Genomic DNA, 22,789 nt, shown 5'->3' on the forward strand with positions numbered 1-22,789 from the left:
GATGAGCTCCCCACCGTCCGATGTAGCGGCCCCGCCGGCTTCCTCGGCCCCGTCCGTGCCGGTCACCGGCCGGGCGCTGCCCAACGGCCTGGCCGCCTTCCTGGTCTTCTTCTCCAGCGGCGCCGTGCTGGTGCTGGAGACGGTCGCGCTGCGCCTGGTCGGCCCGTACGTCGGGGTGACCCTCCAGGTGACCAGTTCGGTGATCGGCATCGCGCTGGCCGCGATCGCGTACGGGGCGTGGTCCGGCGGCTGGCTGGCCGACCGGCGCGACCCGCGGGGCCTGCTGGCGCCGGCGCTGGTGCTGGCCGGCATCGCCACCGCGGTCACCCTGCCCGTGGTCCGGTACGCCGGTGAGGTGCTGCGCGGCGGTGCCGCCAGCGCCATCCTGCTGCTGGTGGCGCTGGCCGTGTTCGTGCCGGCGGCGCTGCTCGCCGCGGTCACCCCGCTGGTCGTGAAGCTCCAGCTCGCCGACCTGCGTCGGACCGGCCAGGTGGTCGGCCGGCTCTCCGGGATCGGCACCCTGGGCGGCATCACCGCCACCCTGCTCACCGGCTTCGTGCTGGTCGCCGCGCTGCCCAGCACGGTGATCCTGCTGGCGCTGGCGGTGGCGCTCGGGCTGGCCGGCATCGGCCTCGGCTGGTACCTGCGCCGGCAGTCGCGCACCGAGCTGCCCGGTCCGGCCAGGACCCGGGCCGCGCTGGCGGTGCTCGGCCTGGTCGGGGCGGGGCTGACCACCGTCGCGCCGAACCCGTGCGACATCGAGACGGCGTACCACTGCGCCCGGGTGACGTCGGACCCGGACCGGCCCAGCGGGCGGACGCTGCTGCTCAACTCGGCCCAGCACTCGTACGTGGACCTGGCCGACCCGAAGCACCTGGAGTACGCGTACACCAAGTGGATCGGCGCCGTCGCGGACGTGGCCGCGCCCGCCGGGCAGCGGCTGGACGCGCTGCACCTGGGCGGTGGCGGGTTCACCGTGCCGCGCTACCTGACCGCCACCCGGCCGGGCACCGACAACGTGGTGTTCGAGATCGACGGCGGGCTGGTCGAGCTGGGCGAGCGGGAGCTGGGCGTACGCCCGGGGCCGGGGCTGCGGGCGGTGGTGGGCGACGCCCGGATGCTGGTCGTCGGCGAGCCGACGGACAGTCGCGACCTGGTGGTCGGTGACGCGTTCGGCCACCTGGTGGTGCCCTGGCACCTGGCCACCCGGGAGATGGTCGCCGAGGTCCGGCGGGTGACCCGCCCCGGCGGGGTGTACGTGCAGAACGTCATCGACTACCCGCCACTGCGGTTCATCCGCGCCGAGCTGGCCACGGTGTCCGCCGAGTTCGCGCACGTCGCGTTGATCGCCCCGCCGGAGGCGCTCGCCGAGGAGCAGGGCGCGAACTTCCTCATCGTCGCCTCCGACGCGCCGCTGCCGCTGGCCGCCGTCCGTGCCCGGTTGGACGAGGTCGACCGGCGGGTCAGCCTGCTCTCCGGCGCGGACCTGACGGACTTCATCGGGGACGCGCTGGTGCTGACCGACGACTACGCCCCGGTGGATCAGCTGCTGGCCACCGCCTGATCGGGTGACATTCCTGACCGATTCCGATACCCGAGGTGTAGCCGGGCCGCACCTGGGCAACAACGGCCACCATGGGCGGTGGGGACCGGAACAGTGCGCAACTCCTCGATGAGCGGTACCGGCTGATCGAGCAGCTCGGCGCGGGCGGCATGTCGGTGGTCTGGCGGGGCTACGACGAGGTGCTCGGCCGGCAGGTCGCGGTGAAGGTGCTCGCCTCCCGGCTGGCCACCGACCGGGCCTTCCGGCACCGCATCCGCATCGAGGCGCAGGCCGCCGCGCGGCTCTGCCACCCGAACATCACCAACGTGTACGACTACGGCGAGTCCGAGCAGGCCGGCCTGACCGTGCCGTACGTGGTGATGGAGCTGGTCGACGGCGGTTCGCTGGCCGGCAGGCTGGGCCGGGAGGGGCGGCTGCCGTGGCGGGAGGCGGTGACCATCGGCGCGGAGGTCAGCTCGGCGCTGGCCACCGCGCACGCCCGGGGTGTGGTACACCGGGACGTCACGCCGGGCAACGTGATGCTCACGTCGACCGGGGTCAAGGTGGTCGACTTCGGTATCTCCGCGCTGGTGGGGGAGAGCGAGAAGGGGCCGGACGGGACGCTGCTCGGCACGCCCGCGTACCTCGCCCCCGAGCGACTGGACAACGGTCAGGTCTCCCCGGCCACCGACGTCTACGCCGTCGGGCTGCTGCTCTACCGGATGCTCACCGGCCGGCTGCCCTGGCAGGCCAGCACGACCACGCAGATGCTGCGCGCGCACATGTACAACGACCCCGACCCGATGCCGCAGGTGTCGGAGCTGCCCGACGAGGTGACCGACCTGGTGCGGCGCTGTCTGGCCAAGCAGCCCGGGGAACGACCCGCCACCGCCGAACTGGCCCGGACCCTCGCCGACGCGGCCGGAATGCTGGCGGCGGTGCCGGTCTCGCCGGCCGCCTGGCCAGTGGACCCGGCCGCGCTGGCCAGCGCCGGCACCACGATCCTGCCCTGGTCGGCGGAGACCGACGCGTTGCCGCTGTCGCGCACCCGCAACCGAAGCAGGCGGGCGACCAGGCGTCGGCGGGTTGAGGCCGGGGTGGCCGCCGCCAGCCTGCTCGCGGTCACCGGGGCCCTGTGGGGGCTCACCTCGCGCAGCCCGGCCAACGGCGGGGACCAGCCGCCGACCGAGGCCCGGATGGGTCTGCCGCCGGCGGCGCCCTGCGAGGTGGCGTACGCGCTGCGCGCAGACTCCGGCAAGGACTTCGCCGCCGAGCTGACCCTGACCAACACCGGGGGCAGCGCGCTGCGCGACTGGACGCTGAGCTTCACCTTTCCCGGTCAGCAGACGGTGACGAAGGCGCAGCCGGCCCCGGTGCGCCAGCAGGGCCGCACGGTGCTGATCCGGCCGGCGGCCCAGCGCGGCACGCTCGCGCCCGGCGCGGCCGAGAAACTCACCCTGGCGGGGAAGTACAGCGGGGCGAACCCGCTGCCGGTGGAGTTCCGGCTCGGCGACGCGACCTGCGGGGTACGGGTCTCCGGGGTGGCCGGCAGCACACCGTCCGCCGCCATGCCGAGCAACGCCGCCACGACGAAGGCCCCGCCCAAGGCGGCGACGGTCCGCGGCGGCTCCGGCTCGGGTGGGCCGGGCGGTGCCCCGACGAAGGCGAAGCCGGAGAAGCCCGGCAAGGGCAAGGGGCCGGGTGGTGGTTCGGGAAAAGGGGGAAAGTGACCAAGGGTGAGGGGAGGGGGCACGGCGGCGGGAAGAAGTGAGGCGGTTCAGCGGAGCCCCGCGAACCGTTGCACCTGGTCGATCCCACCCTCCACCACGAGCAGCCCGCCCTGGGGAAGTTCCGTGCTGTCCGACGCGTACTTGAAGCGCTCGCCGGGCAGCTTGGCGCCGATGACCCGGACCCCGTAGCGATCGTCCGGGCGCAGGTCGAGCACGGTGCGCCCGACCAGGGACTCCGGCACGCGAACGGTGGCGATCGCGAAGTCGTCGTCGAACTCGATGAAGTCGAGCAGCCGGCTGACGATCAGGTGTGCCACCCGGTCGCCCGTCTCCGCCTCCGGAAAGATCACGTGGTGCGCGCCCACCGACGAGAGAATCTTGGCGTGCTTCTGCGAGGTCGCCCGGGCCCAGATCTGCGGCAGGCCCAGCTCGGTCAGCGCCAGTACGGTGAGCACGCTCGCCTCCACCGAGGCGCCGATGGCCACCACCGCCCGCCCGAAGCTGGCGACGCCGACCTGCCGCAGCGCCCCGTCCTCGGTCGAGTCGGCCTGGACGACCCGGTCCAGCTGGGCCGACCAGCGCTGTACCCGGTCCGGGTTGCGGTCGATGGCCAGCACCTCGTGGTCCATCTGGGTCAGCGAGCCGGCCAGGTGGCTGCCGAACCGACCCAGCCCGATCACCACGACGCCGCTGCCGTCCGCTCGCCTAGCCGACACCTCGACCCTCCTCGCTGCCAGGGCCCGCGGTAGAGCCCCTGGCCGGCCTGCGGCAGGCCCAGATGACAACCAACCGCGTTGGAGATTCTTCCGGATGAAACACCGGTATCCGGAAGAATCTCCGCCTCCGCTCGACCGGCGACTCTGACACCGGTCCTAGCCGACAATGGGTTGTTCCTGCGGATAGCGGTAGAGCCGGCGTCGGGTGTTCAGTGCGATCGCCGACCCGAGGGTGAGCGGCCCGACCCGGCCGATGAACATCAGGACGGTCAGGGTCAGTTGGCCGCTGGCCGGCAGCTCGCCGGCCAGCCCGACGGTCAGCCCGGTGGTGCTGAACGCGGAGGTGACCTCGAACAGGGCCCCGACGAAGCGGACGCCCTCGGTGATCAGCAGCAGGATCATCGTGCCGGCCGTGACCAGCGCGACGCTGAGCAACGACACCGTGACGGCCTGCCGCTGGCTGGCGTTGGCCACCCGGCGGCGCCCGACCGTCACGTCCGGCTCGCCCCGCAGCTCCGCCCAGATGGTGAACGCCAGCAGGAAGAACGTGGAGACCTTGATCCCGCCGGCCGTGCTGGCGCTGCCGCCGCCGATGAACATGAGCACGATCAGCAGCGGGTAGCTCTCCTCCTGCAGGGCGGTGATGTCCAGGACGCTGAAACCCCCGGTGCGGCTCAACGCGATCTGGGTGAACGACGCGAGCACCTTGCCCCGGACGTCGTACGTGCCGATGGTGCCGACATTGGTCCACTCGGCGGCGAGCAGACCGGCGAAGCCGAGCAGGAGCAGCGCGACACTGCCCCAGATGGTCAGCTTGGTGGCCACCGCCCAGCGCCTCGGTCGGCGCCACTCGCGCGCCGCCTCGAACAGGGCGGGAAACCCGAGCCCACCGACGATCGCGCCGAACGCCAGCGGCAGCGACACCCACGGGTCGCGGTCGAACGCCAGCAGGCCTTCGGAGTAGAGCGCGAAGCCACCGTTGTTGAACGCCTGGATGGCGTGGAAGAGGCCCGACCAGAGGGCTCGCCCGGGTGGATACTCGTAGGCCAGCCAGAGCCGGCCGGCGACCAGCGCGGTCATCACCGCCTCGCAGGCGAAGACGGTGACCGCGATCCGGCGCAGCAGCCGGGCGACGTCACCGATGCCGAACTCCGCCGTCTCGGCCTGCACCAGAAGCCGGTTGCGCAGCCCGAGCTGGCGGGCGACCACCAGGATGACCAGTGCCGCGCCGGTGAGGATGCCGAGGCCGCCGAGCTGGGTGAGCAGGGTTATCACCACCAGTCCTCCGCCGGACCAGTAGTTGGGGGTGTCGGTGACCGCCATGCCGGTGACCGACACGGCCGAGGTGGCGGTGAAGAGCGCGGTGACCAGCGGCGGGCGCTGGTGTTCGACGGTCGCCCAACGCGCCATCAGCAGCCCGGTGCCGAGCAGGATCGGCACCAGAAACCCGAACGGCACCAGCCGCACCGGGTTGCGGAAAAACTGGCGCACCAGACAATCTTCCGTTTTCGCGCCGGGGTGTGAGCGGGAACGCCCATTCCGGAGGGTCCCCTGCCGCCGCTCGGCGGCGCACGCCCGTCCAAGATCGCGCTTGATCCTGGATGTAGTGGTCTCCCGAAACGTCTGACACCACTACATCCACGATCCAGCACGACCTTGAGCGGGAGCGGCTTTGGAGCCGCTGCTGCGACAACCTGCTCGACGGTCGCCGGCGGTGCCCGCGCCCGGCGGCGCACGAGGGGCCCTGCGGTCGTTCGGGTGGATGAGTGCGACACAGCGGCCGGGCGGTCCGTGGGGGTTCGGGCCATCGGGAGGCCGGGCCCTCGGGTGGTAGTGCGGCCAGTTGTAACGTCCGGCTACCCCTCTCCTGTTACTTGTGTGTTTCCACCACATAGCTCGTGGGTGACGTCACTTCTAGCGTGGGCCGTCACGAAGAAGTTCTCTCCCTCCGAGTCCTCATGTGGAGTCGCAATGACGGTCCGGACGACGCGGCGGGTGTTCCTCTCCGCCGCCACGATGATGGCCGCGGCGTTGGCCGCCACGGCCTGTGGCAGCCCGCAGGACACCGCCACCGGCGGCGGCGACAGTGCCGCGCCGGTCAAGGTCGGCCTGGTGTACTCCCAGTCGGGTGCCCTGGCCAGTTACGGAAAGCAGTACATCGAGGGGTTCAAGGCGGGGCTCGACTTCGCCACCAAGGGCACCGGCAAGGTCGGTGACCGCAAGATCGAGCTGACCGAGGTCGACGACGCGGGCGACCCGGCCAAGGCGGTCTCCGCGGCCAAGAACCTGATCGGCAAGGGCACGAAGATCATTGCCGGCTCCACCGCCTCCGGCGTGGCGCTCCAGGTCGCGCCGATCGCGGCGCAGAACAAGGTCCTGTTCATCTCCGGGCCGGCCGCCACCGACGCGGTTACCGGGGCGAACAAGTACACCTTCCGCTCTGGTCGCCAGTCGTACCAGGACGTGGTGACCGCGAAGTCGTTCATCGGCGACCCGGCCGGCAGGAAGGTCGTGGTCTTCGCCCAGGACGGCGCGTTCGGCGACGCCAACGAGGCGGCGGTCAAGGCGGTCATCGGCGGCGCGGGCGCGACCGTGAGCAGCGTCCGGGCCCCGGCCAGCGCCACCGAGTTCACCCCGTTCGCCAGCCAGATCAAGACGGCCAAGCCGGATCTGCTCTTCGTCGCCTGGGCCGGCGCCACCGCCCCGGCCATGTGGCAGAGCCTCGACCAGCAGGGCGTGCTCTCCTCCACCACGGTCGTCACCGGCCTGGACATCCGGGCCTCCTGGCCGACGTTCGGCGCCGCCGGCACGAAGATCTCCTTCCTGTCGCACTACTTCGACGGGGCGAGCGACACCGAGGCGTCCAAGGCCGCCAAGGCGAAGATCCCCGGCGGCACGCTCGACCTGTTCCACCCGGACGGCTTCGCCGCCGCCCAGATGGTGGTCCGCGCGGTGCAGGAGGGTGGGGACGACGTCGACAAGATGGTCACCGCCCTGGAGGGCTGGAGCTTCGACGGGGTCAAGGGCAAGATGACCATCCGGGCCGCGGACCACGCGCTGCTCCAGCCGATGTTCCAGGCCAAGCTGACCGGCAGCGGCACCGCCTTCACGGCGACCGCGCAGAAGAGCCTCACCGGTGACGAGTCCGCGCCGCCGGCCGTGGCCATGAAGGGCTGACCCATGCTCGCCACCCGCGGTCTGACCTGGCGGATCGGTGAGGTCGCCATCGTCGACAGCGTCTACCTCGACCTGGCGCCCGGGGAGTTCCTGGGCGTGATCGGGCCGAACGGCGCCGGCAAGACCTCACTGTTCAACCTGATCACCGGCCTGCGCCGGGCCACGGAGGGCCGGATCACCCTGGACGGGCAGGACATCGAGGCGCTCCCGCCGCACCGGCGGGCCCGCCTCGGGTTGGGCCGTACCTTCCAGGCGTCGTCGGTCTTCGGCTCGCTCAGCGTGCGGGAGAACGTCCGGCTCGCCGTGCAGGCGCACCGCGGGGGCTCGATGAAACTGTGGCGGCGGGCGGCGGCCGACCGGGAGGTGGCCGCCGCCGCCGACGCGGCGCTCGACCGGGTCGGCCTCGCCCACCGGGGTACGGCGCTGGCCGGCACCCTCGCGCACGGCGAGAAGCGCAAGCTGGAGATCGCCCTGCTGCTCGCCGGTGAACCGCGGGTGATGCTCCTGGACGAACCGATGGCCGGGGTCAGCGCCGAGGACGTGCCCGAGCTGGTCTCGGTGATCAAGTCGTTGACCGGGGACAGCGGCCGGGCGGTGTTGATGGTCGAGCACCACATGGACGTCATCCTGGAGCTGGCCGACCGGATCGCCGTCATGCACCACGGCGCACTGCTGGCCTGCGACACCCCGGAGACGGTGATGGCCAACCCCACGGTGCAAGAGGCCTATCTCGGAGAGGCGCTATGACCGAGCCGATCCTGAACGTGGAGGATCTGTCGGTCCGGATCTCCGGGCTGCACATCCTCCAGGGCGTGTCCTTCACGGTCGCACCCACCGGCGTCACCGTTCTGCTCGGTCGCAACGGTGTCGGCAAGACCACCACGCTGCGCGCGATCGTCGGCCTCACCCCGCCCGCCGGGGAGGTCCGCGGCACCATCCGGATGGGCGCGCAGAGCCTGCTGGCCCGCCCCACCCACCGGCTGGTCCGCGGCGGGCTCGGCTACGTGCCGGAGGACCGCTGCGTGTTCGCCGGCCTCACTGTCGCGGAGAACCTGCGGCTGGCCGAGCGGCGCGGCGTCAGCCCGGCGTACGACAAGGTCTTCGCGCTCTTTCCGGAGCTGGACCGGCGCGGACGGCAACGGGCCGGCTCGCTCTCCGGCGGGCAGCAGCAGATGCTCGCGATCGGCCGGGTGCTGCTCAACGACAACCGGCTGCTGCTGGTCGACGAGCCGACCAAGGGGTTGGCGCCGAAAGTGGTGACCGAGGTGGCCGAGGTGCTGGAACGGGTCGCGGAGTCCGTGCCGGTGCTGCTCGTCGAGCAGAACCTGGCGGTGGTCCGGCGGCTCGCCAGGGACGCGGTGGTGCTCGCCGCCGGCAAGGTCGCCTGGACCGGTGACGCGCAGGAACTGCTGCTGGAGACGGCGCTGACCAGGTCCCTGCTGGGCGTGGGCAGCGGCGAATCGCACCACCCGGCAGAGCCGGGCCGCGCCGCGGCGGGGAAGGACGGCCACTGATGGGGACCGTGATCCTGTTGACGCTGACCGGGCTCGGCCTGGCGGCGCTGTACTTCCTGGTCGCCTCCGGGTTGTCGCTGGTCTTCGGCCTGGCCGACGTGCTCAACTTCGCGCACGGGCTGTTCCTCGGCGTCGGCGCGTACGCGACGTGGTGGGCGGCGGGCAACCTGCCGGGCGCCGGGTCGGACGGGTTCGGCTTCGTGCTCGCGGTCGTCTTCGGGGTGGCCGCCGGCACGCTGGTGGCGGTGCTGGTCGAGCTGGTGCTGATCCGGCCGCTCTACTCGCGCACCATCGAGCAGGTGCTGGTCACCGTCGGCCTCTCGCTGGCCGGGGTGGCGCTGCTCCAGGCCACCTGGGGCGCCGACGCCCGGCCGTTCCCGCGGCCGGACTGGACCCGGGAGGTCACCGGGATCCTCGGCGCGCAGGTGCCCAACGGCGGGCTGCTGCTGATCATCGCGGCGGTGCTGGTGCTGGGCGCGCTGCTCGCCTTCCTCCGCTGGACCCGCTACGGCCTGGTGATCCGGGCCGGGGTGGAGAACCGGGAGATGGTCACCGCGCTCGGCATCGACGTGCGCAAGGCGTTCACCCTGGTCTTCGCGATCGGTGGGGCCGCCGCGGCGCTGGCCGGGGCGCTCGGCGGGGTCTACTTCGGCACCGTCTCGCCCGGGCAGGGCAGCTCGCTGCTGATCTTCGCGTTCATCGTGGTGGTGATCGGCGGGATGGGCTCGGTGGTCGGCTCCGCGTACGCGGCGGTCGCCGTCGGGCTGCTGCAACAGTTCGTCAACTACTACGGCCCCTCCGGTCTCGGCGACGTCTGCGTGGTCGGGCTGCTGGCCGTGGTGCTGCTGCTGCGCCCCCAGGGCATCGCCGGAAAGGTGGCAACGGCATGACCGAGGTCAAGAGCCCCGAGGTACCCGCCCCGCCGGCGGCGGTACCCGCCGAGCTGACCCCCGGTCGCGGGCGGTGGCACCGGGTACGACCGTTCCTGCCACTGGTCGCGCTGGTGGTCGCGCTGATCGTGCCGTACTCGACGCTGCCCCTGCCGGGGATCTTCGAGGGACCGCTGAACTCGCCCGGCACCCTGCAGGTGCTCGCCGTCTGCCTGGTCTTCGGTGGCCTCGCCGCCGGTTACGACCTGCTCTTCGGCCGAACCGGGATGCTCTCCTTCGGGCACGCGCTCTACTTCGCCGCCGGGGTGTACGGCACCGACATCCTGGTCACCAAGGCCGGGTTGCCGCTCTGGCAGGCGGCGCTGCTGACCGTCACCGGCGGGACGATCCTGGCTGCGCTGCTCGGCGCGGTGGCGCTGCGTACGGTCGGCATCGCGTTCGCCATGGTGACGCTGGCCTTCGCCCAGGTCGGGGCGATCCTGGTGGCCCGTGACTTCGGTGGCTTCACCGGCGGCGAGGAGGGCCTGCCGCTGGACGTCTCCGGGCTGCCCGCCGGGCTGGTCGGGGTGACCAACACCGTCAACCTCTACTGGTTGGCGCTGGCGTACCTGACCCTGGTGGTCTTCGTGGTGCACCGGGTCTCCGGCTCGCCGACCGGGCGGGTGCTGGCTGGGTTGCGCGACGACGAGCGCCGGATCGGCGTGCTCGGGCTCGACCCGTACCGCTACAAGCTGGTGGCGTTCACCCTGGCCGGCGGGCTGGCGGCGGCCGGGGGAGCGGTCTACTGCCTGATCGTCGGCGGCGCCTCGCCGCACATCACCTCGTCCGAGCTGACCCTGTCGCTGCTGGTCATGGTGGTGCTCGGTGGGCCGGGCACGCGGTGGGGGCCGGTGCTCGGCGGCGTCCTCTACATGTACCTGGACCACCGGCTCACCGCGTTCGGCAGCTCCGACGCGGTGGAGAGCCTGCCCGCCGTGCTCAGCCGGCCGCTCTCCCAGCCCCTCTTCGTGCTCGGCACCCTCTTCATCCTGGCCGTCTACTTCTTCCCCGGCGGCCTCGCCAGCCTCGGTCCCCGCCTGACCCTCCTCCGCCGCTCCCTACTCCCACCCTCCCGCCGCTGACCCACCCCCGCACCCCGCCCCGGCCGCACCCTGCGTCTCACCCCGTCGATCATGAAGTGATAGCCGTGACAAGCCGCGGCGGATGGCGATAACTTCATGATCGACGGGGTTCTACGCCAGGGGAGGTCGGGGAGATGGACTCGCGGGTTGCGGTTGTCAGTGGGGGCGGGACCGGGATCGGGGCGGCCGTCGCGAGGGTTCTTGCCCGGGACGGGTACGACGTACTGATCGTCGGGCGGCGGGTGGAGGTGTTGACGGCCACCGCCGAGCAGATCGCCGCCGACTGCGGGCGGCCGGTCGCCGTCACCGCCGTGACCGCGGACCTGACCGACCCAGAGCAGCTCGACCGGGTCCTGGCGGCGGTCGGCGGTCGACCGGTCGACGTGGTGGTCAACAACGCTGGCGGCTACCTGGGCGGGGACACCGGCACGTTGGCCGGAACCGCCGCACACTGGCGGGCCAACCTGGACGCCAACGTGCTCACCGCCGTGCTGCTGACCGAGGCGCTGCGGCCGGCCCTGCGTCGACCGGGCGGGCGGATGATCCTGGTCAGCTCGATCGCCGCGCAACGTGGGGGCGCCGGGCCGTACTCGGCGGCGAAGGCGGCGCTGCACGGCTGGGCGTACGCCCTGGCAGCGGAGCTCGGCCCGGAACAGATCACGGTCAACGTGGTGAGCCCCGGCTACGTCGCCGACACCGAGTTCTTCGGCGATCGGATGACGCCGGAGGGCCACGCGACGCGGGTCGCGGCGACCCTGGTCGGGCGGGCCGGGCTACCGGACGACGTCGCCGAGGCGGTCCGCTATCTGGCCAGCCCAACAGCCGGCTACGTGACGGGCCAGGTCCTGGGCGTCAACGGAGGCTCAGTCCTCGGCCGCTGAGCACCCGCGCCCTGTTGATCAGGAGGTTTGCGTCAGGATTCGGCCGGAGGATGACGCAAACCTCTTGATCAACAGGGGGATGACGGACGGCGCTGGTAGAAATGCCGGGTGGAGACAGCAGAGCGGGCGGCGGTACGGGAGCGGGCCGAGGCGGTGCTGCGCCGGCTGGCCGGTGAGCACGCCCGGCTGCGCGAGGACCAGTGGCGGGCGATCGAAGCGCTGGTCGTGGACCGGCGGCGGGTGCTCTGCGTGCAGCGCACCGGTTGGGGCAAGTCGGCGGTCTACTTCGTGGCCACCGCGCTGCTCCGAGACAGCGAGCAGGCCGACCAGGCCGGCCCGACCGTCATCGTCTCGCCCCTGTTGGCGCTGATGCGTAACCAGGTCGAGGCGGCCGCTCGGGCCGGCATCCGGGCCCGCACGATCAACTCGGCGAACCTCGACGAGTGGGACGAGATCACCGCCGAGATCCAGACCGGCGCGGTGGACGTGCTCCTGATCAGCCCGGAGCGGCTCAACAACCCGGACTTCCGCGACGGCGTACTGCCGAAGCTGGCCGCGACCACCGGGCTGCTGGTCGTCGACGAGGCGCACTGCGTCTCCGACTGGGGGCACGACTTCCGGCCGGACTACCGGCGGCTGCGCACCTTCCTCGCCGAGCTGCCGGAGCGCACCCCCGTGCTGGCCACCACCGCCACCGCCAACACCCGGGTCACCCAGGACGTGGCCGAGCAGTTGGGTGACGCCCTGGTGCTGCGCGGCACGCTGGACCGGGAGTCGCTGCGCCTCGGCGTGCTCGACCTGCCCAGCCCGGCGCACCGCCTGGCCTGGCTCGCGGACCACCTGGACCAGCTGCCCGGCTCCGGCATCGTCTACACGCTGACCGTCGCGGCGGCTGGGGAGACCGCCGAGTTCCTGCGCACCCGGGGCTACCCGGTGGCCTCGTACACCGGGCAGGCCGACGACGCCGACCGGCGGGCCGCCGAGCAGGACCTGCTGGACAACAAGATCAAGGCGTTGGTTGCCACCAGCGCGCTCGGCATGGGCTTCGACAAGCCCGACCTGGGCTTCGTCGTCCACCTCGGCGCGCCGCCCTCGCCGATCGCCTACTACCAGCAGGTCGGCCGCGCCGGCCGCGCCGTCGAACACGCCGAGGTGCTGCTCCTGCCCGGTGCCGAGGACGCCGCCATCTGGCGCTACTTCGCGTCGCTCGCGTTCCCTCCCGAGCAGCAGGTGCGGGCCGTGCTGGCCGCCCTGCACACCGACCGCCCGCTCTCCACCCAGGCACTCGAGCCGCTGGTCGACCTGCGCCGGACCCGGTTGGAGCTGATGCTCAAGGTGCTCGACGTGGACGGCGCGGTCCGCCGGGTGCGCGGTGGCTGGCTCGCCACCGGCGAGCCCTGGGTCTACGACGAGGCCCGGTTGCGGCGCGTCGCCGAGGCGCGCACCGTCGAGCAACAGGCCATGCGGGAGTACGCAACCACGTCCGGCTGCCGGATGCGGTATCTACGTGAGTGCCTCGACGACACCGGGGCGGCCGACTGCGGCCGGTGCGACCGGTGCGCCGACCCGCTCTTCGGCTCGGACGTGTCGACGGCCGCGCTCACCGCCGCGCAGACGTTCCTGGGGCGGCCCGGCGTGGAGATCGCCCCGAAGAAGCTCTGGCCGACCGGGCTGGACGCGGTGGGCGTACCCCTGAAGGGCCGGATCCCCCCGGCGGAGCAGGCGCTGCCGGGGCGTGCCGTGGGGCGTCTCTCCGACCTGGGCTGGGGTGGTCGGCTGCGCGACCTGGTCGGCCCGGATGCTCCCGACGCGCCGGTGCCCGACGATGTGGCCGGCGCGGTGGTGGAGGTGCTGAAGGCGTGGGCGCACGGCGACGACCCGTGGCCCCGCCGCCCAGCGGCGGTGGTCGCGGTCGGCTCCCGACGGCGGCCCCGGCTGGTCGGCTCGCTGGCCGAGCGGATCGCCGCCGTGGGTCGGCTGCCGCTGCTCGGTGAGGTTTCCCCGACCAGTCCGGGTGGCGCCGGCGGGCCGCGCGGCAACAGCGCCCAGCGGGTCCGCGCGCTGCATGACGCGTTCACCGTGCCGGCCGAGCTGGCCGACGCGCTGGCCGGGCTGGCCGGCCCGGTGCTGCTCGTCGACGACCTGGTCGACTCGGGCTGGACGATGACGATGGTGACCCGGGCGCTGCGCCAGGCTGGTGCGCCGGACGTGCTTCCGCTCGCCCTCGCCGTGGCCGGCTGAGCCCGCCGGGCCGCCCTCGCCGGCCGTTCCGCAGCCGGACGGGCGGTCCCCTCCGGCGTCCGCCGCCCCTGGCCGGTCGGCCAGCCCTGGTGGTGGCGGAAAAGTTCCCGGGCAGGGCGGATTGCGACAGTCGCCACGCCGCCCCGGCGTCGGCCGGGACCGGCCCGCCGCGGCGGTACCGTGGGCGGCATGACCGATCAACCGTCCGTCACCGCGTACGCCATCCCCGGGATGACCTGCGAGCACCGCGTGCGGGCGGCCGTCGGCGACGGTGACCACGCGCTGGACGCCGGCGGTGCCTGACCGGATCTCCACCACGCCGGACCGGAGCACACTCCGGCTGGCGCTGGTGGTCGGCGGGCTGATACTCGCGGTGCTGCTCGGCTTCGGCCTGGGTCGGATGAACGCTGGCGGCGCCACCAGCGCCGGCGGCACGGCGCTGGCCGCCGACCACACCCACCCGCCGGGCACGGAACCGCACGACCACGGCAGCGCCACCGTTGCGGACCAGGGCGCGGGCGCGGAGCCGGGCGGCCTGTCGGTCAGCGCCGCCGGGTACACCCTGGCCCCCGAGGCCACCGAGTTCCCGGCGGGCCGTTCCGGGCAGCTCCGGTTCCAGGTACGCGACGCGCAGCGCCGGCCGGTCACCCGCTTCGCCGTGGTGCACGACAAGCCGATGCACCTCATCGTGGTCCGCCGGGACCTGACCGGCTACCAGCACCTGCACCCGACCATGGCGCCGGACGGCACCTGGTCGGTGCCGTTGACCCTCGCGCAACCCGGCGTCTGGCGGGCGTACGCCGACTTCACCGTGGTCGCCGACGACGGCGGCCAGACCGCGGTGACCCTCGGCACGGACCTGGTCGCGCCCGGCGGCTACCAGCCCCGTTCGCTGCCGGCGCCGGCCACCTCGACGGCGGTCGACGGGTTCACCGTGGGCTACCAGGGCAGCCCGCAGGCCGCCGCGACGGTGCCGCTCACGTTCCGGATCGACGCCGCTGGCGGCGCCGCCCCGCTGGAGCGCTACCTCGGGGCGTACGGGCACCTGGTGGCGCTACGCGAGGGCGACCTGGCCTATCTGCACGTACACCCTGAACCGGAACTCGTGGACGGCCAGGTCAAGTTCTGGCTGACCACCCCCGGCCCCGGCCGCTACCGCCTCTACCTCGACTTCCAGGTAGCCACCAAGGTCCACACCGCAGAGTTCACCCTCACAGTGCCCTAACCCCCCGGGGCGGGGCCCGGGGTTAGCCGGCGCGGCGGATGGGGCGGCGGGCCAGGTAGCGGAGCAGGTCGCGGATGTGGTGCTTCTCCTCGGCGGGGACGGTGGGGTCGGCCAGCCGGTCCAGGATGGCGCGAACGTCCGCCTCGACCGGGCCGTCGTCGTTGGGTCGGCGGGGTGCCGGGCCGGCGTCGGGCAGCCCGAGCGCCCGGAACGCCGCCGCGACCGGCAGATCCAGCGCGGAGCAGAAGCCGCGCACCTTCGCCAGTTCGGGGTAGTCCTGCCAGTCACCGGCCAGCCAACGGAACACCGTGGAACGGCCCACGCCCGTGTGCGAGGCAAGGTCGGTGATCGTCCACCCGCGTTCGTCGCGAGCGTCGTCGATGGCGCGCCGGACGAAGCGGGCGAAGGCCATCTGTGGTGAAACGTCTGCGGAACCCATCCCTGCGGGTCTTCCCCTTCCGGCCGAAGCACTGGGGCATGCGCTTTCCGAGGGTAGTACGCCGAGGGGTGGAAACAATTGACTGACCGCACAAACTGTCCCGTGGATGGGACTTTTTCTGAGCCGGAGTATGGGCCAGGCCGGAACGCGTACCCAGCGATCATCGTCGTTCTTCCACTAGGCTCGGTGCCCGTCCCGGCATGGCGTGCTCGCCTGCCGCGTCCGACCGGACCACCTGTCGAGGAGCACCATGGCCGACTTGAGCCGCCCCCAGCCGTACCAGCCCGGTGCGGTGAGCCTCTTCTTCGTCGCCAAGGGCGGCGTCTTCGCCGCCGCGTTCTGGATCTGGTTGCTGGTCCTGGTGCTCCGCACCGACGCGGCGACCGGCGCGCACGTGCTCGCCGCCACCGGCGCGATCACCACCACGCTGGTGGCAGTGGTGCTGGGCGCTCGGATGGCGTTGCAGCACAACGCCGCCGTGCGGCACGCGGAGATGAAGAAGCTGCTGGTCGACATCTCCTGGAACGCCTTCGCCGCGGCCGGCAACGCCGAGAGCGTGGGCAAGGTGGTGCCCTTCCCAGCCGGCGCGGCCGACAGCGAATGGGCAGCCCAGCGGGCGGGCAGCGACCGGGTGTCGGTCTTCGACCGTGGGTCTGGCGGGCGGGGCCGCGGCAGCAACGGCGACCGCCGTCGCTAGCCGAGGGGCGACCCGCCGTCGCTATGCGGCGGGCGGCTCGTCGGTGGCGAGCAGGGTCTCCAGCCGGGGCGTGACCCGCCACTGGTCCACCAGCTCGCGATACTCCGCACGCTGCGGACCAGTGGCCCCGCTACCGGTACGGCGGGCCCGGATCAGCAGGTTGCGCGGGGTGTGCTGCGAGTCCACGAACTCGACCACCTCGGCCCGGTACCCGTGCACCCGCAACAACCCGGCCCGCAGCGCGTCGGTGAGCACGTCGGCGAAACGCTCCCGCAGGATGCCCTGTCGGGTCAGCAGCTCGTACGGGGCCGGGGTGGGTTGGGCGCGTAGCTGTTTCGCCAGGTCGTGGTGGCAGCAGGGCGCGGCGAGCACCCAGCGGGCCTCCCAGCGCACCGCGCGGGCCAGCGCCTCGTCGGTGGCGGTGTCGCAGGCGTGCAGCGCCAGCACCAGATCCGGGGCGGGGTCGACGACAGCGTCGGCGATCGTGCCGGCCACGAAGCTGACCCGGTCGGCCCAGCCCAGTCGCTGTGCCAGCTCGGTGTTGCGCCGCCGCTGGTCCTCCCGGACGTCCACGCCGATCAGCTCGACGTCGAGCCCCCGGCCGGACAGGTAGCGGTACGCGGCGAAGGTCAGGTACGCGTTGCCACAGCCCAGGTCGACCACCCGCAGCGGACCGGTCAGCTCGTCCGGCAGGGTCGCCGCCAGGGCCCGCAGGAACGCGTCCACCTGGCGGCGCTTGGCCGCCGAGCCGCCGATCTCGGCGAAGATCTCATCGCCCGGGTCCAACAGGTACTCCTTGGCCCGGTCGTTCCCGGCGGGTGGCGCGACCGGCTGGGCCATCGCGGCGGCCCGGTGCACCTGCGCCTCGCCGGACTTCGTCACCCGGAGCTGGAGCGTCGCGTCCGTCGTCTCCACGTGCCAGTTGCCGAACGGCTCCGCCAGCAGCTCGTCGATCGCCGCGGCGGTCTCCGGGCCGGGGGTGACGTTGCGGGTGTACGGGCGGGCACCGTCGGAGGTGGCGATCTGGAGGCGCGGCCCGGCCTTGAGGGTCACCGGCCGCAGCTCGGCCCGGACCACCGTCGGACGGCGGCCACGGCGGCGCCCGGCGGCGACCGCCCGGGTCAGCGCGGGATCGAGCAGCAGTGCCCTGACCTGGGACAGGGCGGCGTCCAGTGGTTCCGGCATCGTTCCATCTTCTGACGGTGGGGTGGGAAGGGAACATCCCCCGTACCGCGCGGGGCGGTGCGGGGGATGTCGGGGCTGTGCGTCAGTCCGCGGTCGCCTCGGCCGGCGTACCCGCGCCGGAACCGCCACCACGGCGACGGCGACGGCGACGCGGCTTCGACGGCTCACCGTCGGTCGCGGCCACCGGCTCGGCCGGGGTCGTGTCGGCGGAGATCACCGCGGTCGGCTCGCCCACGACCGCCTCGCCGGCCCGGCGGCGACGCCGGCGGCGGGGGGTGCGGGTGCCCTCTTCGTCGACGGCGGCGCTGTCCGCGGGTGCGTCGGCGGCCGGCGTGCCGGCGTCGGTGCGGTCCCGACGGCCGTCGCCGCGACCGCGGCGCTCGCCCCGGCCGTCGCCACGGCTCTCACCACGCCGGGAGCCCCGGCCGCCGCTGTCGCCACGCCGGGAGCGCGTGCCGCCCAGGTCTTCCTCGATCTCGGCGGACAGCCCGGCCCGGGTCCGCTCGGCGGTGGGCAGCGTGCCGGTGATCTCGGTGGAGATGTGCAGGTCGGTGTAGAGGTGCGGGGACGTGTGGTACGTCTCCGGCGGCTCCGGCATCTCCAGACCGAGGGTCTTGTCGATGATCCGCCAGCGGGGCATGTCGTCCCAGTCGACGAAGGTCACCGCGACACCGGTCGCCCCGGCCCGGCCGGTCCGGCCGATCCGGTGGGTGTAGGTGTCCTGGTCTTCCGGGCAGTCGTAGTTGATGACGTGGGTGACGCCGGTGACGTCGAGCCCGCGGGCCGCCACGTCGGTGGCGACCAGAATGTCGATCTTGCCGGCCCGGAACGCCCGCAGCGCCCGCTCGCGGGCACCCTGGCCGAGGTCACCGTGCACCGCGGCGACCGCGAAACCGCGGAAGTCGAGATCCTCGGCAACCCGGTCGGCGGCCCGCTTGGTGCGGGTGAAGATCATGGTCAGCCCGCGCCCCTCCGCCTGGAGGATGCGCGCCACCACCTCGACCTTGTTCATCGAGTGGGTGCGGTAGACCAGTTGCTGGGTCTGCGGGGACGGGCCGGTCTCGGCGGTGTGCCCGGCGTGGATCGTCATCGGCTGACGCAGGAAGCGCCGGGACAGGGTGACGATCGGGTCCGGCATGGTGGCCGAGAAGAGCATCGTCTGCCGGTCTTCCGGCAGCATCGCCAGGATCTTCTCGACGTCGTCGAGGAAGCCCAGGTCGAGCATCCGGTCGGCCTCGTCGAGGACGAGTGCGTGCACCCGGTCCAGACGCAGGTGCTTCTGCTTCTGCAGGTCCATCAGCCGGCCGGGGGTGCCGACCAGGATCTCCACGCCCTTGCGCAGCGCGTCGATCTGCGGCTCGTATGCCACGCCGCCGTAGATCGGCAGCACCCGGACGCCCCGCGTACGGCCGGCGGCGGCCAGGTCCTTGGCGACCTGGATGCCCAGCTCGCGGGTGGGGACGACGACCAGCGCCTGCGGGACGCCGTCGCTGCCCTCGCCCGGCGCGAAGACCCGCTCCAGCAGCGGTACGCCGAAGCCGAGGGTCTTGCCGGTGCCGGTGGGCGCCTGACCGATCAGGTCGACGCCGCGCAGCGCGATCGGGATCGCGTACTCCTGGATCGCGAACGCGCGGGTGATGCCGGCCGCGGCCAGCGCCTCGACGGTCTCGTCGCGAGCGCCGAGTGCGGCGAAGGTGGGGGCCTCCGGTCGAACCGGGGCGGTGGGGGCCAACTCCTGGCCGTCCATCAGATCTTGAGTCAATTCGCTCATGTGGATGTGGGGGTGCCCTCTCGTGGGTGCGCCCCGTCATGTCCTCAGGGCGCGTTCGGTATGACGCGGGCCACACGGTCGGGGGCGGACTGCCGAGCCGGACCGGGCCGCACGCGCGCCGCAGGCTGAGCTTCGATCAGATCGGCGCCCACGGCAACTGCTCTATGCTACCTGAACAGGCATACCCCCGTCCCGATTCCCGGCCGGGGTGAGCCCAGCCGGGGCAACCAAATGTGATCCGGGTCACAGTGTTCGGGTGTGGGTCGTGCCACGCGCGGGGCACCCACGCCCCGACGACGAACGGTAACCTGCGCTCGTGTCCGCGCCGACCACCCCCGGTCCCGCCGTCGCCGACCTGCTGGGTCTGGTCGCCTTCGGTGAGCTGCTCGCCTTCGAGCGGATGGCCGGCGACGCCCGGCTCGCGCCCGATCTGCACCGCCGCGCCGCGCTGAGCGAGATGGCCGCCGCCGAGATCGCCAACTACCGCCGGCTCGCCGACCGGCTCATCGCGTTGGGCGTGCCGCCGGCGGACGCGATGGCGCCCTATCTGACGGCCCTGCAGGCGTACCACGACTCGACCGAGCCACGGGACTGGGCGGAGGTGGTGACCAAGGCGTACGTCGGTGACGCCATCACCGACGACTTCCTCCGCGAGATCGCCGACGCGTTGGACGAGCCCGACCGGGCGCTGGTGCTGGACGTGCTGCACGACTCCCGGTACGCGGAGTTCGCCGCCGCGGAGATCCGGGTGGCCGTCGCCGCCGACCCCCGGGTGGCCGGCCGACTCTCCATGTGGGCGCGGCGGCTGGTCGGCGAGGCGCTCTCCCAGGCCGGCCGCGTGGCCGCCGAGCGGGCCGCGCTCACCACGCTGATCGCGCAGGACGACCGGGTCGACGTGCCGGGGCTGTTCCGGCAGCTCACCGCAGCGCACACCGCGCGGATGGCCGCCGTCGGGCTGAACAACTGATCACCCGGGCCGCCGGGTGCGGTGCCGGCCCGCGGCAGGTGGACCAACGCCGACCTGCCGCGATGGCCGGACCGGTCAGCGGACGGTGAAACCGACCGCCCGGGGCGACGCCTCGGCGATCTCGACGTAGGCGACCTTCTCGACCGGAACGATGACCCGCCGGCCCTTCTCGTCGGTCAGGGAGAGCGTGCCGCCGTTGCCGGCGAAGGCGTCGGTCACGATCTGCTCGATCTCGGCCGGCGACTGCGCGCTGTCCAGAACCAGCTCGCGCGGCGCGTACTGCACGCCGATCTTGACCTCCACTGTGCCTCCTCAACTGGGGCGAAAGAACCGCCCTGCGAAGGCTATCCGATCACGGGGGCGGTGGTCAGGCTGACTCACCTTGCAACGGGAAGCTCGCGATGCCCCGCCAGGACAACGCCGCCACCAACGCCTCGGCCTCGGCCTTCGGCACCTGTCGACCGCCGGCCAGCCAGAACTGCGCGGCCGTCTCCGCCGCGCCGACCAGCCCGGAGGCCAGCAGCTCGGCGTGCGCCCGGCTCACCCCGGTGTCCGAGATGATGGTGTCGGTGATCGCCGCGATGCAGCCCTGCTCGACCCGCTCGACCCGCTGCCGCACCGCCGGATCGTTGCGCAGGTCCGACTCGAAGACGAGGCGGAACGCCTCGCTCTCGTGGTCGACGAAGTCGAAGTATGCCCGCACCGACGCGCTGACCCGCTCCTTGTTGTCGCTGGTGCCGCGCATCGCGTCGTGCACCTTTGCGACGATGGCGTCACAGTGCGTGTCCAGCAGGGCCAGGTAGAGCTCCATCTTCCCCGGGAAGTGCTGATAGAGCACCGGCTTGGAGACCCCCGCCCGCTCGGCGATGTCGTCCATCGCCGCGGCGTGGTAGCCCTGCGCGACGAACACCTCCTGCGCCGCCGCGAGCAGCTGCTTACGGCGCGCTGAACGGGGCAGGCGGGTGGGCCGGCCGGCGGTCTGTGCACCGTTCCCCACAGCGGTCATGGGATCCTCCGAGTTCTCCGTACGAGCCGGCATTTTCCCCCCAGACCGGGCGTGGCCCGTGACCCCCGTCGTGGAAATGGCCCGCCGCTGTAACTTATCGCCACTGTCACCACACGGTAGCCTCAGCGAGGGCGACCAAGGAGCGCGCGGTGAGTGAAACAGGGCAACCCGGAGCCGCCACCCCGGGAGAGCACGGTGACGGAGCGGGTCAGCACGACGACCCGGGCCGTTCCGGCAGCGGGTGGGCGCCCCCGGCGGGCGGGTGGTCCCGGGCCGCCGAGCGCGAGGACGCCCGGGAACAGGCGGCCCGCTGGCAGCCCGACGCCGCGTCCGGTTGGCGTACGTCCTCCACCCGGCACGGCGACCTGCCAGCACCCCTGCCCGGTGCCACCGAGCCGCCGGCCCGGCTCAACGGCCACCACGCCAACGGCGTCCGCCACGCGGGTGCCGAAGCCAACGGCGTCCACCACCCCGGTGCCGAAACGCCGGCTGGCCGCCCGGCGCCGGTGAGCGCGCCGCCCGGGTCGACCGCCGAGGACCGGCGCGACCAGGCCAGCGACCGCCTGGTGGTGCCCGCCCAGCGCCCGGCACCGCCGCAGGAACAGGGGCCCGGCGAGCCTGACAGCGGCCCGGCCCGACACTCCACCGTCGATCCTGCCGCCGGCCAGAGCGCCCGCTGGGCCGACCCCGGTATGCCCACCTCGGCGCCGCCCGGCGTCCAGGTGCCACCCGTCGGCACCGCCGCCTCGGGCTTCGAGGTCCCGCCCGGTTTCCACGCACCCACCGCCGAGCGGCCGTCCGCCGACGAACCGCCAGCCGCGCCGCGCGGCTGGCGCGACCCGCTCGCGCCGCAGGCATCGAGTGAGCCGAGGCGCACCCCCGACCGGGCCGCCGGGCACGCCGACGATTCCGAGTCGGGCCGCGCCGCCGAAGGCCCCGGGCCCGGGGACACGCCCCGGGCAGGGGAGTCGCCGGCGATCGAGCCGGACTGGTCCGGGCCGAGCTGGAATCGCCCGAGCTGGGGCAGCGGCTGGGCGCCGCCCTGGTCCCGACAGGATGGCGAGCCCGCCGCACGCTCGACCCCGGACGAGCCCGCGCCGGGTTGGGTCGCCGAGCCGAACGTGCCGTACGAGCCGGCACGCGTCGAGCCCACCCGCCCGTACGACCCGGTACGCGCCGATCCGCCGCGCGGGTACGACGTCGCCCGCGACGAAGCTGAGCCCGGGGCATCGGCCGAGCCGGCTGCGGCGGCTGGTGCCGCTGTGCCGGGCGAGGGTCCCTCGTGGGCCGGTGGACGACCGGCGCTGAGCCCCACCGGCACACCGCCGGAGTCGTCCCGGGCCGAGCCGGCGGATCGCCCCTCCTGGGCCGGCGGTCGCCCCGCCCCGACCAGCGGCCCACCCGCCGACCGGCCCTCCTGGGCCAGTTCCGCGCCGACAAGTGCCCCCCGGGTCGAGCCGACCAGCGCCCCGCGGGCCGTCCGGCCCTCCCCGGCCGGTGGATCGGACCCGGCGCCCACCAGCGGCCCGCCGTCGCGTCCGTCCTGGGCCGGTCCGGCCCCGACCAGCGCTCCGCCCGCCGTCCGGCCCTCCCCGGCCGGTGGATCGGACCCGGCGCCCACCAGCGGCCCGCCGTCGCGTCCGTCCTGGGCCGGTCCGGCCCCGACCAGCGCTCCGCCCGCCGTCC

General features: G+C 73.3%; 19 protein-coding genes and 1 pseudogene. 13 read left to right on the forward strand and 7 right to left on the reverse strand.

Annotation, left to right across the window (positions count from 1 at the left end; genetic code table 11):
• Position 1: 1 nt before the first annotated feature.
• Positions 2-1,564 (forward strand): fused MFS/spermidine synthase, encoded by a 1,563-nt coding sequence (locus ACWD5O_RS06255; protein ID WP_354964862.1) that lies wholly within the window; start codon positions 2-4, stop codon positions 1,562-1,564.
• Between the two features lie 71 nt (positions 1,565-1,635).
• The gene (locus tag ACWD5O_RS06260) at positions 1,636-3,273 is read left to right on the forward strand and encodes a protein kinase domain-containing protein (protein ID WP_387324503.1); all 1,638 of its coding nucleotides are present in this window, start codon (positions 1,636-1,638) and stop codon (positions 3,271-3,273) included.
• 47 nt (positions 3,274-3,320) lie between these two features.
• On the opposite strand, the gene ACWD5O_RS06265 is transcribed toward ACWD5O_RS06260, so the two are convergent.
• Together ACWD5O_RS06265 and ACWD5O_RS06270 are read right to left on the reverse strand one after the other, a co-directional pair.
• Positions 3,321-3,989: a potassium channel family protein gene (locus tag ACWD5O_RS06265; RefSeq protein ID WP_354964860.1), complete on the reverse strand. Its 669-nt coding sequence runs from the start codon at positions 3,987-3,989 to the stop codon at positions 3,321-3,323.
• Positions 3,990-4,145: 156 nt separating this feature from the next.
• On the reverse strand, positions 4,146-5,480 hold the full coding sequence (locus tag ACWD5O_RS06270) for a TrkH family potassium uptake protein (protein ID WP_354964859.1): 1,335 nt from the start codon (positions 5,478-5,480) through the stop codon (positions 4,146-4,148).
• 480 nt (positions 5,481-5,960) lie between these two features.
• On the opposite strand from ACWD5O_RS06270, the gene ACWD5O_RS06275 reads away from it, so the two are divergent.
• From ACWD5O_RS06275 to ACWD5O_RS06310, 8 genes are all read left to right on the forward strand, one after another.
• On the forward strand, positions 5,961-7,166 hold the full coding sequence (locus tag ACWD5O_RS06275) for a substrate-binding domain-containing protein (RefSeq protein WP_354964858.1): 1,206 nt from the start codon (positions 5,961-5,963) through the stop codon (positions 7,164-7,166).
• A gap of 3 nt (positions 7,167-7,169) precedes the next feature.
• Positions 7,170-7,913 carry an ABC transporter ATP-binding protein gene (locus ACWD5O_RS06280; RefSeq protein WP_354964857.1) on the forward strand — a complete coding sequence of 248 codons (744 nt, stop codon included), beginning with the start codon at positions 7,170-7,172 and terminating at the stop codon, positions 7,911-7,913.
• Positions 7,910-8,680: an ABC transporter ATP-binding protein gene (locus tag ACWD5O_RS06285; RefSeq protein WP_354964856.1), complete on the forward strand. Its 771-nt coding sequence runs from the start codon at positions 7,910-7,912 to the stop codon at positions 8,678-8,680. The genes ACWD5O_RS06280 and ACWD5O_RS06285 overlap by 4 nt, the downstream gene beginning before the upstream one ends.
• Complete coding sequence (locus ACWD5O_RS06290) at positions 8,680-9,570, forward strand: branched-chain amino acid ABC transporter permease (RefSeq protein WP_354964855.1); 891 nt, start codon at positions 8,680-8,682, stop codon at positions 9,568-9,570. The genes ACWD5O_RS06285 and ACWD5O_RS06290 overlap by 1 nt, the downstream gene beginning before the upstream one ends.
• Positions 9,567-10,691 (forward strand): branched-chain amino acid ABC transporter permease, encoded by a 1,125-nt coding sequence (locus ACWD5O_RS06295; protein ID WP_354964854.1) that lies wholly within the window; start codon positions 9,567-9,569, stop codon positions 10,689-10,691. The genes ACWD5O_RS06290 and ACWD5O_RS06295 overlap by 4 nt, the downstream gene beginning before the upstream one ends.
• A gap of 134 nt (positions 10,692-10,825) precedes the next feature.
• The gene (locus ACWD5O_RS06300) at positions 10,826-11,572 is read left to right on the forward strand and encodes an SDR family NAD(P)-dependent oxidoreductase (protein ID WP_450084732.1); all 747 of its coding nucleotides are present in this window, start codon (positions 10,826-10,828) and stop codon (positions 11,570-11,572) included.
• Positions 11,573-11,680: 108 nt separating this feature from the next.
• Entirely contained in the window at positions 11,681-13,813 is a 2,133-nt protein-coding gene (locus ACWD5O_RS06305; protein ID WP_450084733.1) for a DEAD/DEAH box helicase, read from the forward strand.
• Positions 13,814-14,108: 295 nt separating this feature from the next.
• Positions 14,109-15,038 carry a hypothetical protein gene (locus ACWD5O_RS06310; protein ID WP_450084734.1) on the forward strand — a complete coding sequence of 310 codons (930 nt, stop codon included), beginning with the start codon at positions 14,109-14,111 and terminating at the stop codon, positions 15,036-15,038.
• A gap of 22 nt (positions 15,039-15,060) precedes the next feature.
• Here the strand turns inward: ACWD5O_RS06310 and ACWD5O_RS06315 are convergent, their stop codons facing one another.
• A complete protein-coding gene (locus ACWD5O_RS06315; RefSeq protein WP_450084735.1) occupies positions 15,061-15,477 on the reverse strand; it encodes a helix-turn-helix domain-containing protein in 417 nt (138 codons plus the stop codon).
• A gap of 250 nt (positions 15,478-15,727) precedes the next feature.
• On the opposite strand from ACWD5O_RS06315, the gene ACWD5O_RS06320 reads away from it, so the two are divergent.
• Positions 15,728-16,174: a hypothetical protein gene (locus ACWD5O_RS06320; RefSeq protein WP_450084736.1), complete on the forward strand. Its 447-nt coding sequence runs from the start codon at positions 15,728-15,730 to the stop codon at positions 16,172-16,174.
• Between the two features lie 21 nt (positions 16,175-16,195).
• Here the strand turns inward: ACWD5O_RS06320 and ACWD5O_RS06325 are convergent, their stop codons facing one another.
• Together ACWD5O_RS06325 and ACWD5O_RS06330 are read right to left on the reverse strand one after the other, a co-directional pair.
• The gene (locus tag ACWD5O_RS06325; RefSeq protein ID WP_450084737.1) at positions 16,196-17,359 is read right to left on the reverse strand and encodes a class I SAM-dependent methyltransferase; all 1,164 of its coding nucleotides are present in this window, start codon (positions 17,357-17,359) and stop codon (positions 16,196-16,198) included.
• A gap of 82 nt (positions 17,360-17,441) precedes the next feature.
• The gene (locus ACWD5O_RS06330; RefSeq protein ID WP_450084738.1) at positions 17,442-19,130 is read right to left on the reverse strand and encodes a DEAD/DEAH box helicase; all 1,689 of its coding nucleotides are present in this window, start codon (positions 19,128-19,130) and stop codon (positions 17,442-17,444) included.
• Between the two features lie 316 nt (positions 19,131-19,446).
• Between ACWD5O_RS06330 and ACWD5O_RS06335 the strand changes: the two genes are divergently transcribed.
• Positions 19,447-20,097 (forward strand): ferritin-like fold-containing protein, encoded by a 651-nt coding sequence (locus ACWD5O_RS06335; protein ID WP_450084739.1) that lies wholly within the window; start codon positions 19,447-19,449, stop codon positions 20,095-20,097.
• A gap of 75 nt (positions 20,098-20,172) precedes the next feature.
• Here the strand turns inward: ACWD5O_RS06335 and ACWD5O_RS06340 are convergent, their stop codons facing one another.
• Positions 20,173-20,400, reverse strand: coding sequence for a DUF3107 domain-containing protein (locus ACWD5O_RS06340; RefSeq protein ID WP_030329796.1), 228 nt, complete (start codon positions 20,398-20,400; stop codon positions 20,173-20,175).
• A 64-nt stretch (positions 20,401-20,464) separates the two neighbouring features.
• Positions 20,465-21,103: a TetR/AcrR family transcriptional regulator gene (locus ACWD5O_RS06345; RefSeq protein WP_354964845.1), complete on the reverse strand. Its 639-nt coding sequence runs from the start codon at positions 21,101-21,103 to the stop codon at positions 20,465-20,467.
• 149 nt (positions 21,104-21,252) lie between these two features.
• Here ACWD5O_RS06345 and ACWD5O_RS06350 point away from each other — a divergent pair.
• Positions 21,253-22,789 (forward strand): annotated as a pseudogene (locus tag ACWD5O_RS06350) (hypothetical protein); the annotation flags it as partial.

It is taken from the genome of Micromonospora sp. NPDC005161, assembly GCF_053599855.1.

Coding starts and splice junctions, on each gene's coding strand:
- ACWD5O_RS06255 (WP_354964862.1), top strand. CDS start 2: ATGAGCTCCCCACCGTCCGATGTAGCGGCCCCGCCGGCTTCCTCGGCC.
- ACWD5O_RS06290 (WP_354964855.1), top strand. CDS start 8,680: ATGGGGACCGTGATCCTGTTGACGCTGACCGGGCTCGGCCTGGCGGCG.
- ACWD5O_RS06325 (WP_450084737.1), bottom strand. CDS start 17,359: ATGCCGGAACCACTGGACGCCGCCCTGTCCCAGGTCAGGGCACTGCTG.
- ACWD5O_RS06285 (WP_354964856.1), top strand. CDS start 7,910: ATGACCGAGCCGATCCTGAACGTGGAGGATCTGTCGGTCCGGATCTCC.
- ACWD5O_RS06295 (WP_354964854.1), top strand. CDS start 9,567: ATGACCGAGGTCAAGAGCCCCGAGGTACCCGCCCCGCCGGCGGCGGTA.
- ACWD5O_RS06320 (WP_450084736.1), top strand. CDS start 15,728: ATGGCCGACTTGAGCCGCCCCCAGCCGTACCAGCCCGGTGCGGTGAGC.
- ACWD5O_RS06280 (WP_354964857.1), top strand. CDS start 7,170: ATGCTCGCCACCCGCGGTCTGACCTGGCGGATCGGTGAGGTCGCCATC.
- ACWD5O_RS06330 (WP_450084738.1), bottom strand. CDS start 19,130: ATGAGCGAATTGACTCAAGATCTGATGGACGGCCAGGAGTTGGCCCCC.
- ACWD5O_RS06275 (WP_354964858.1), top strand. CDS start 5,961: ATGACGGTCCGGACGACGCGGCGGGTGTTCCTCTCCGCCGCCACGATG.
- ACWD5O_RS06300 (WP_450084732.1), top strand. CDS start 10,826: ATGGACTCGCGGGTTGCGGTTGTCAGTGGGGGCGGGACCGGGATCGGG.
- ACWD5O_RS06315 (WP_450084735.1), bottom strand. CDS start 15,477: ATGGGTTCCGCAGACGTTTCACCACAGATGGCCTTCGCCCGCTTCGTC.
- ACWD5O_RS06345 (WP_354964845.1), bottom strand. CDS start 21,103: ATGACCGCTGTGGGGAACGGTGCACAGACCGCCGGCCGGCCCACCCGC.
- ACWD5O_RS06260 (WP_387324503.1), top strand. CDS start 1,636: ATGGGCGGTGGGGACCGGAACAGTGCGCAACTCCTCGATGAGCGGTAC.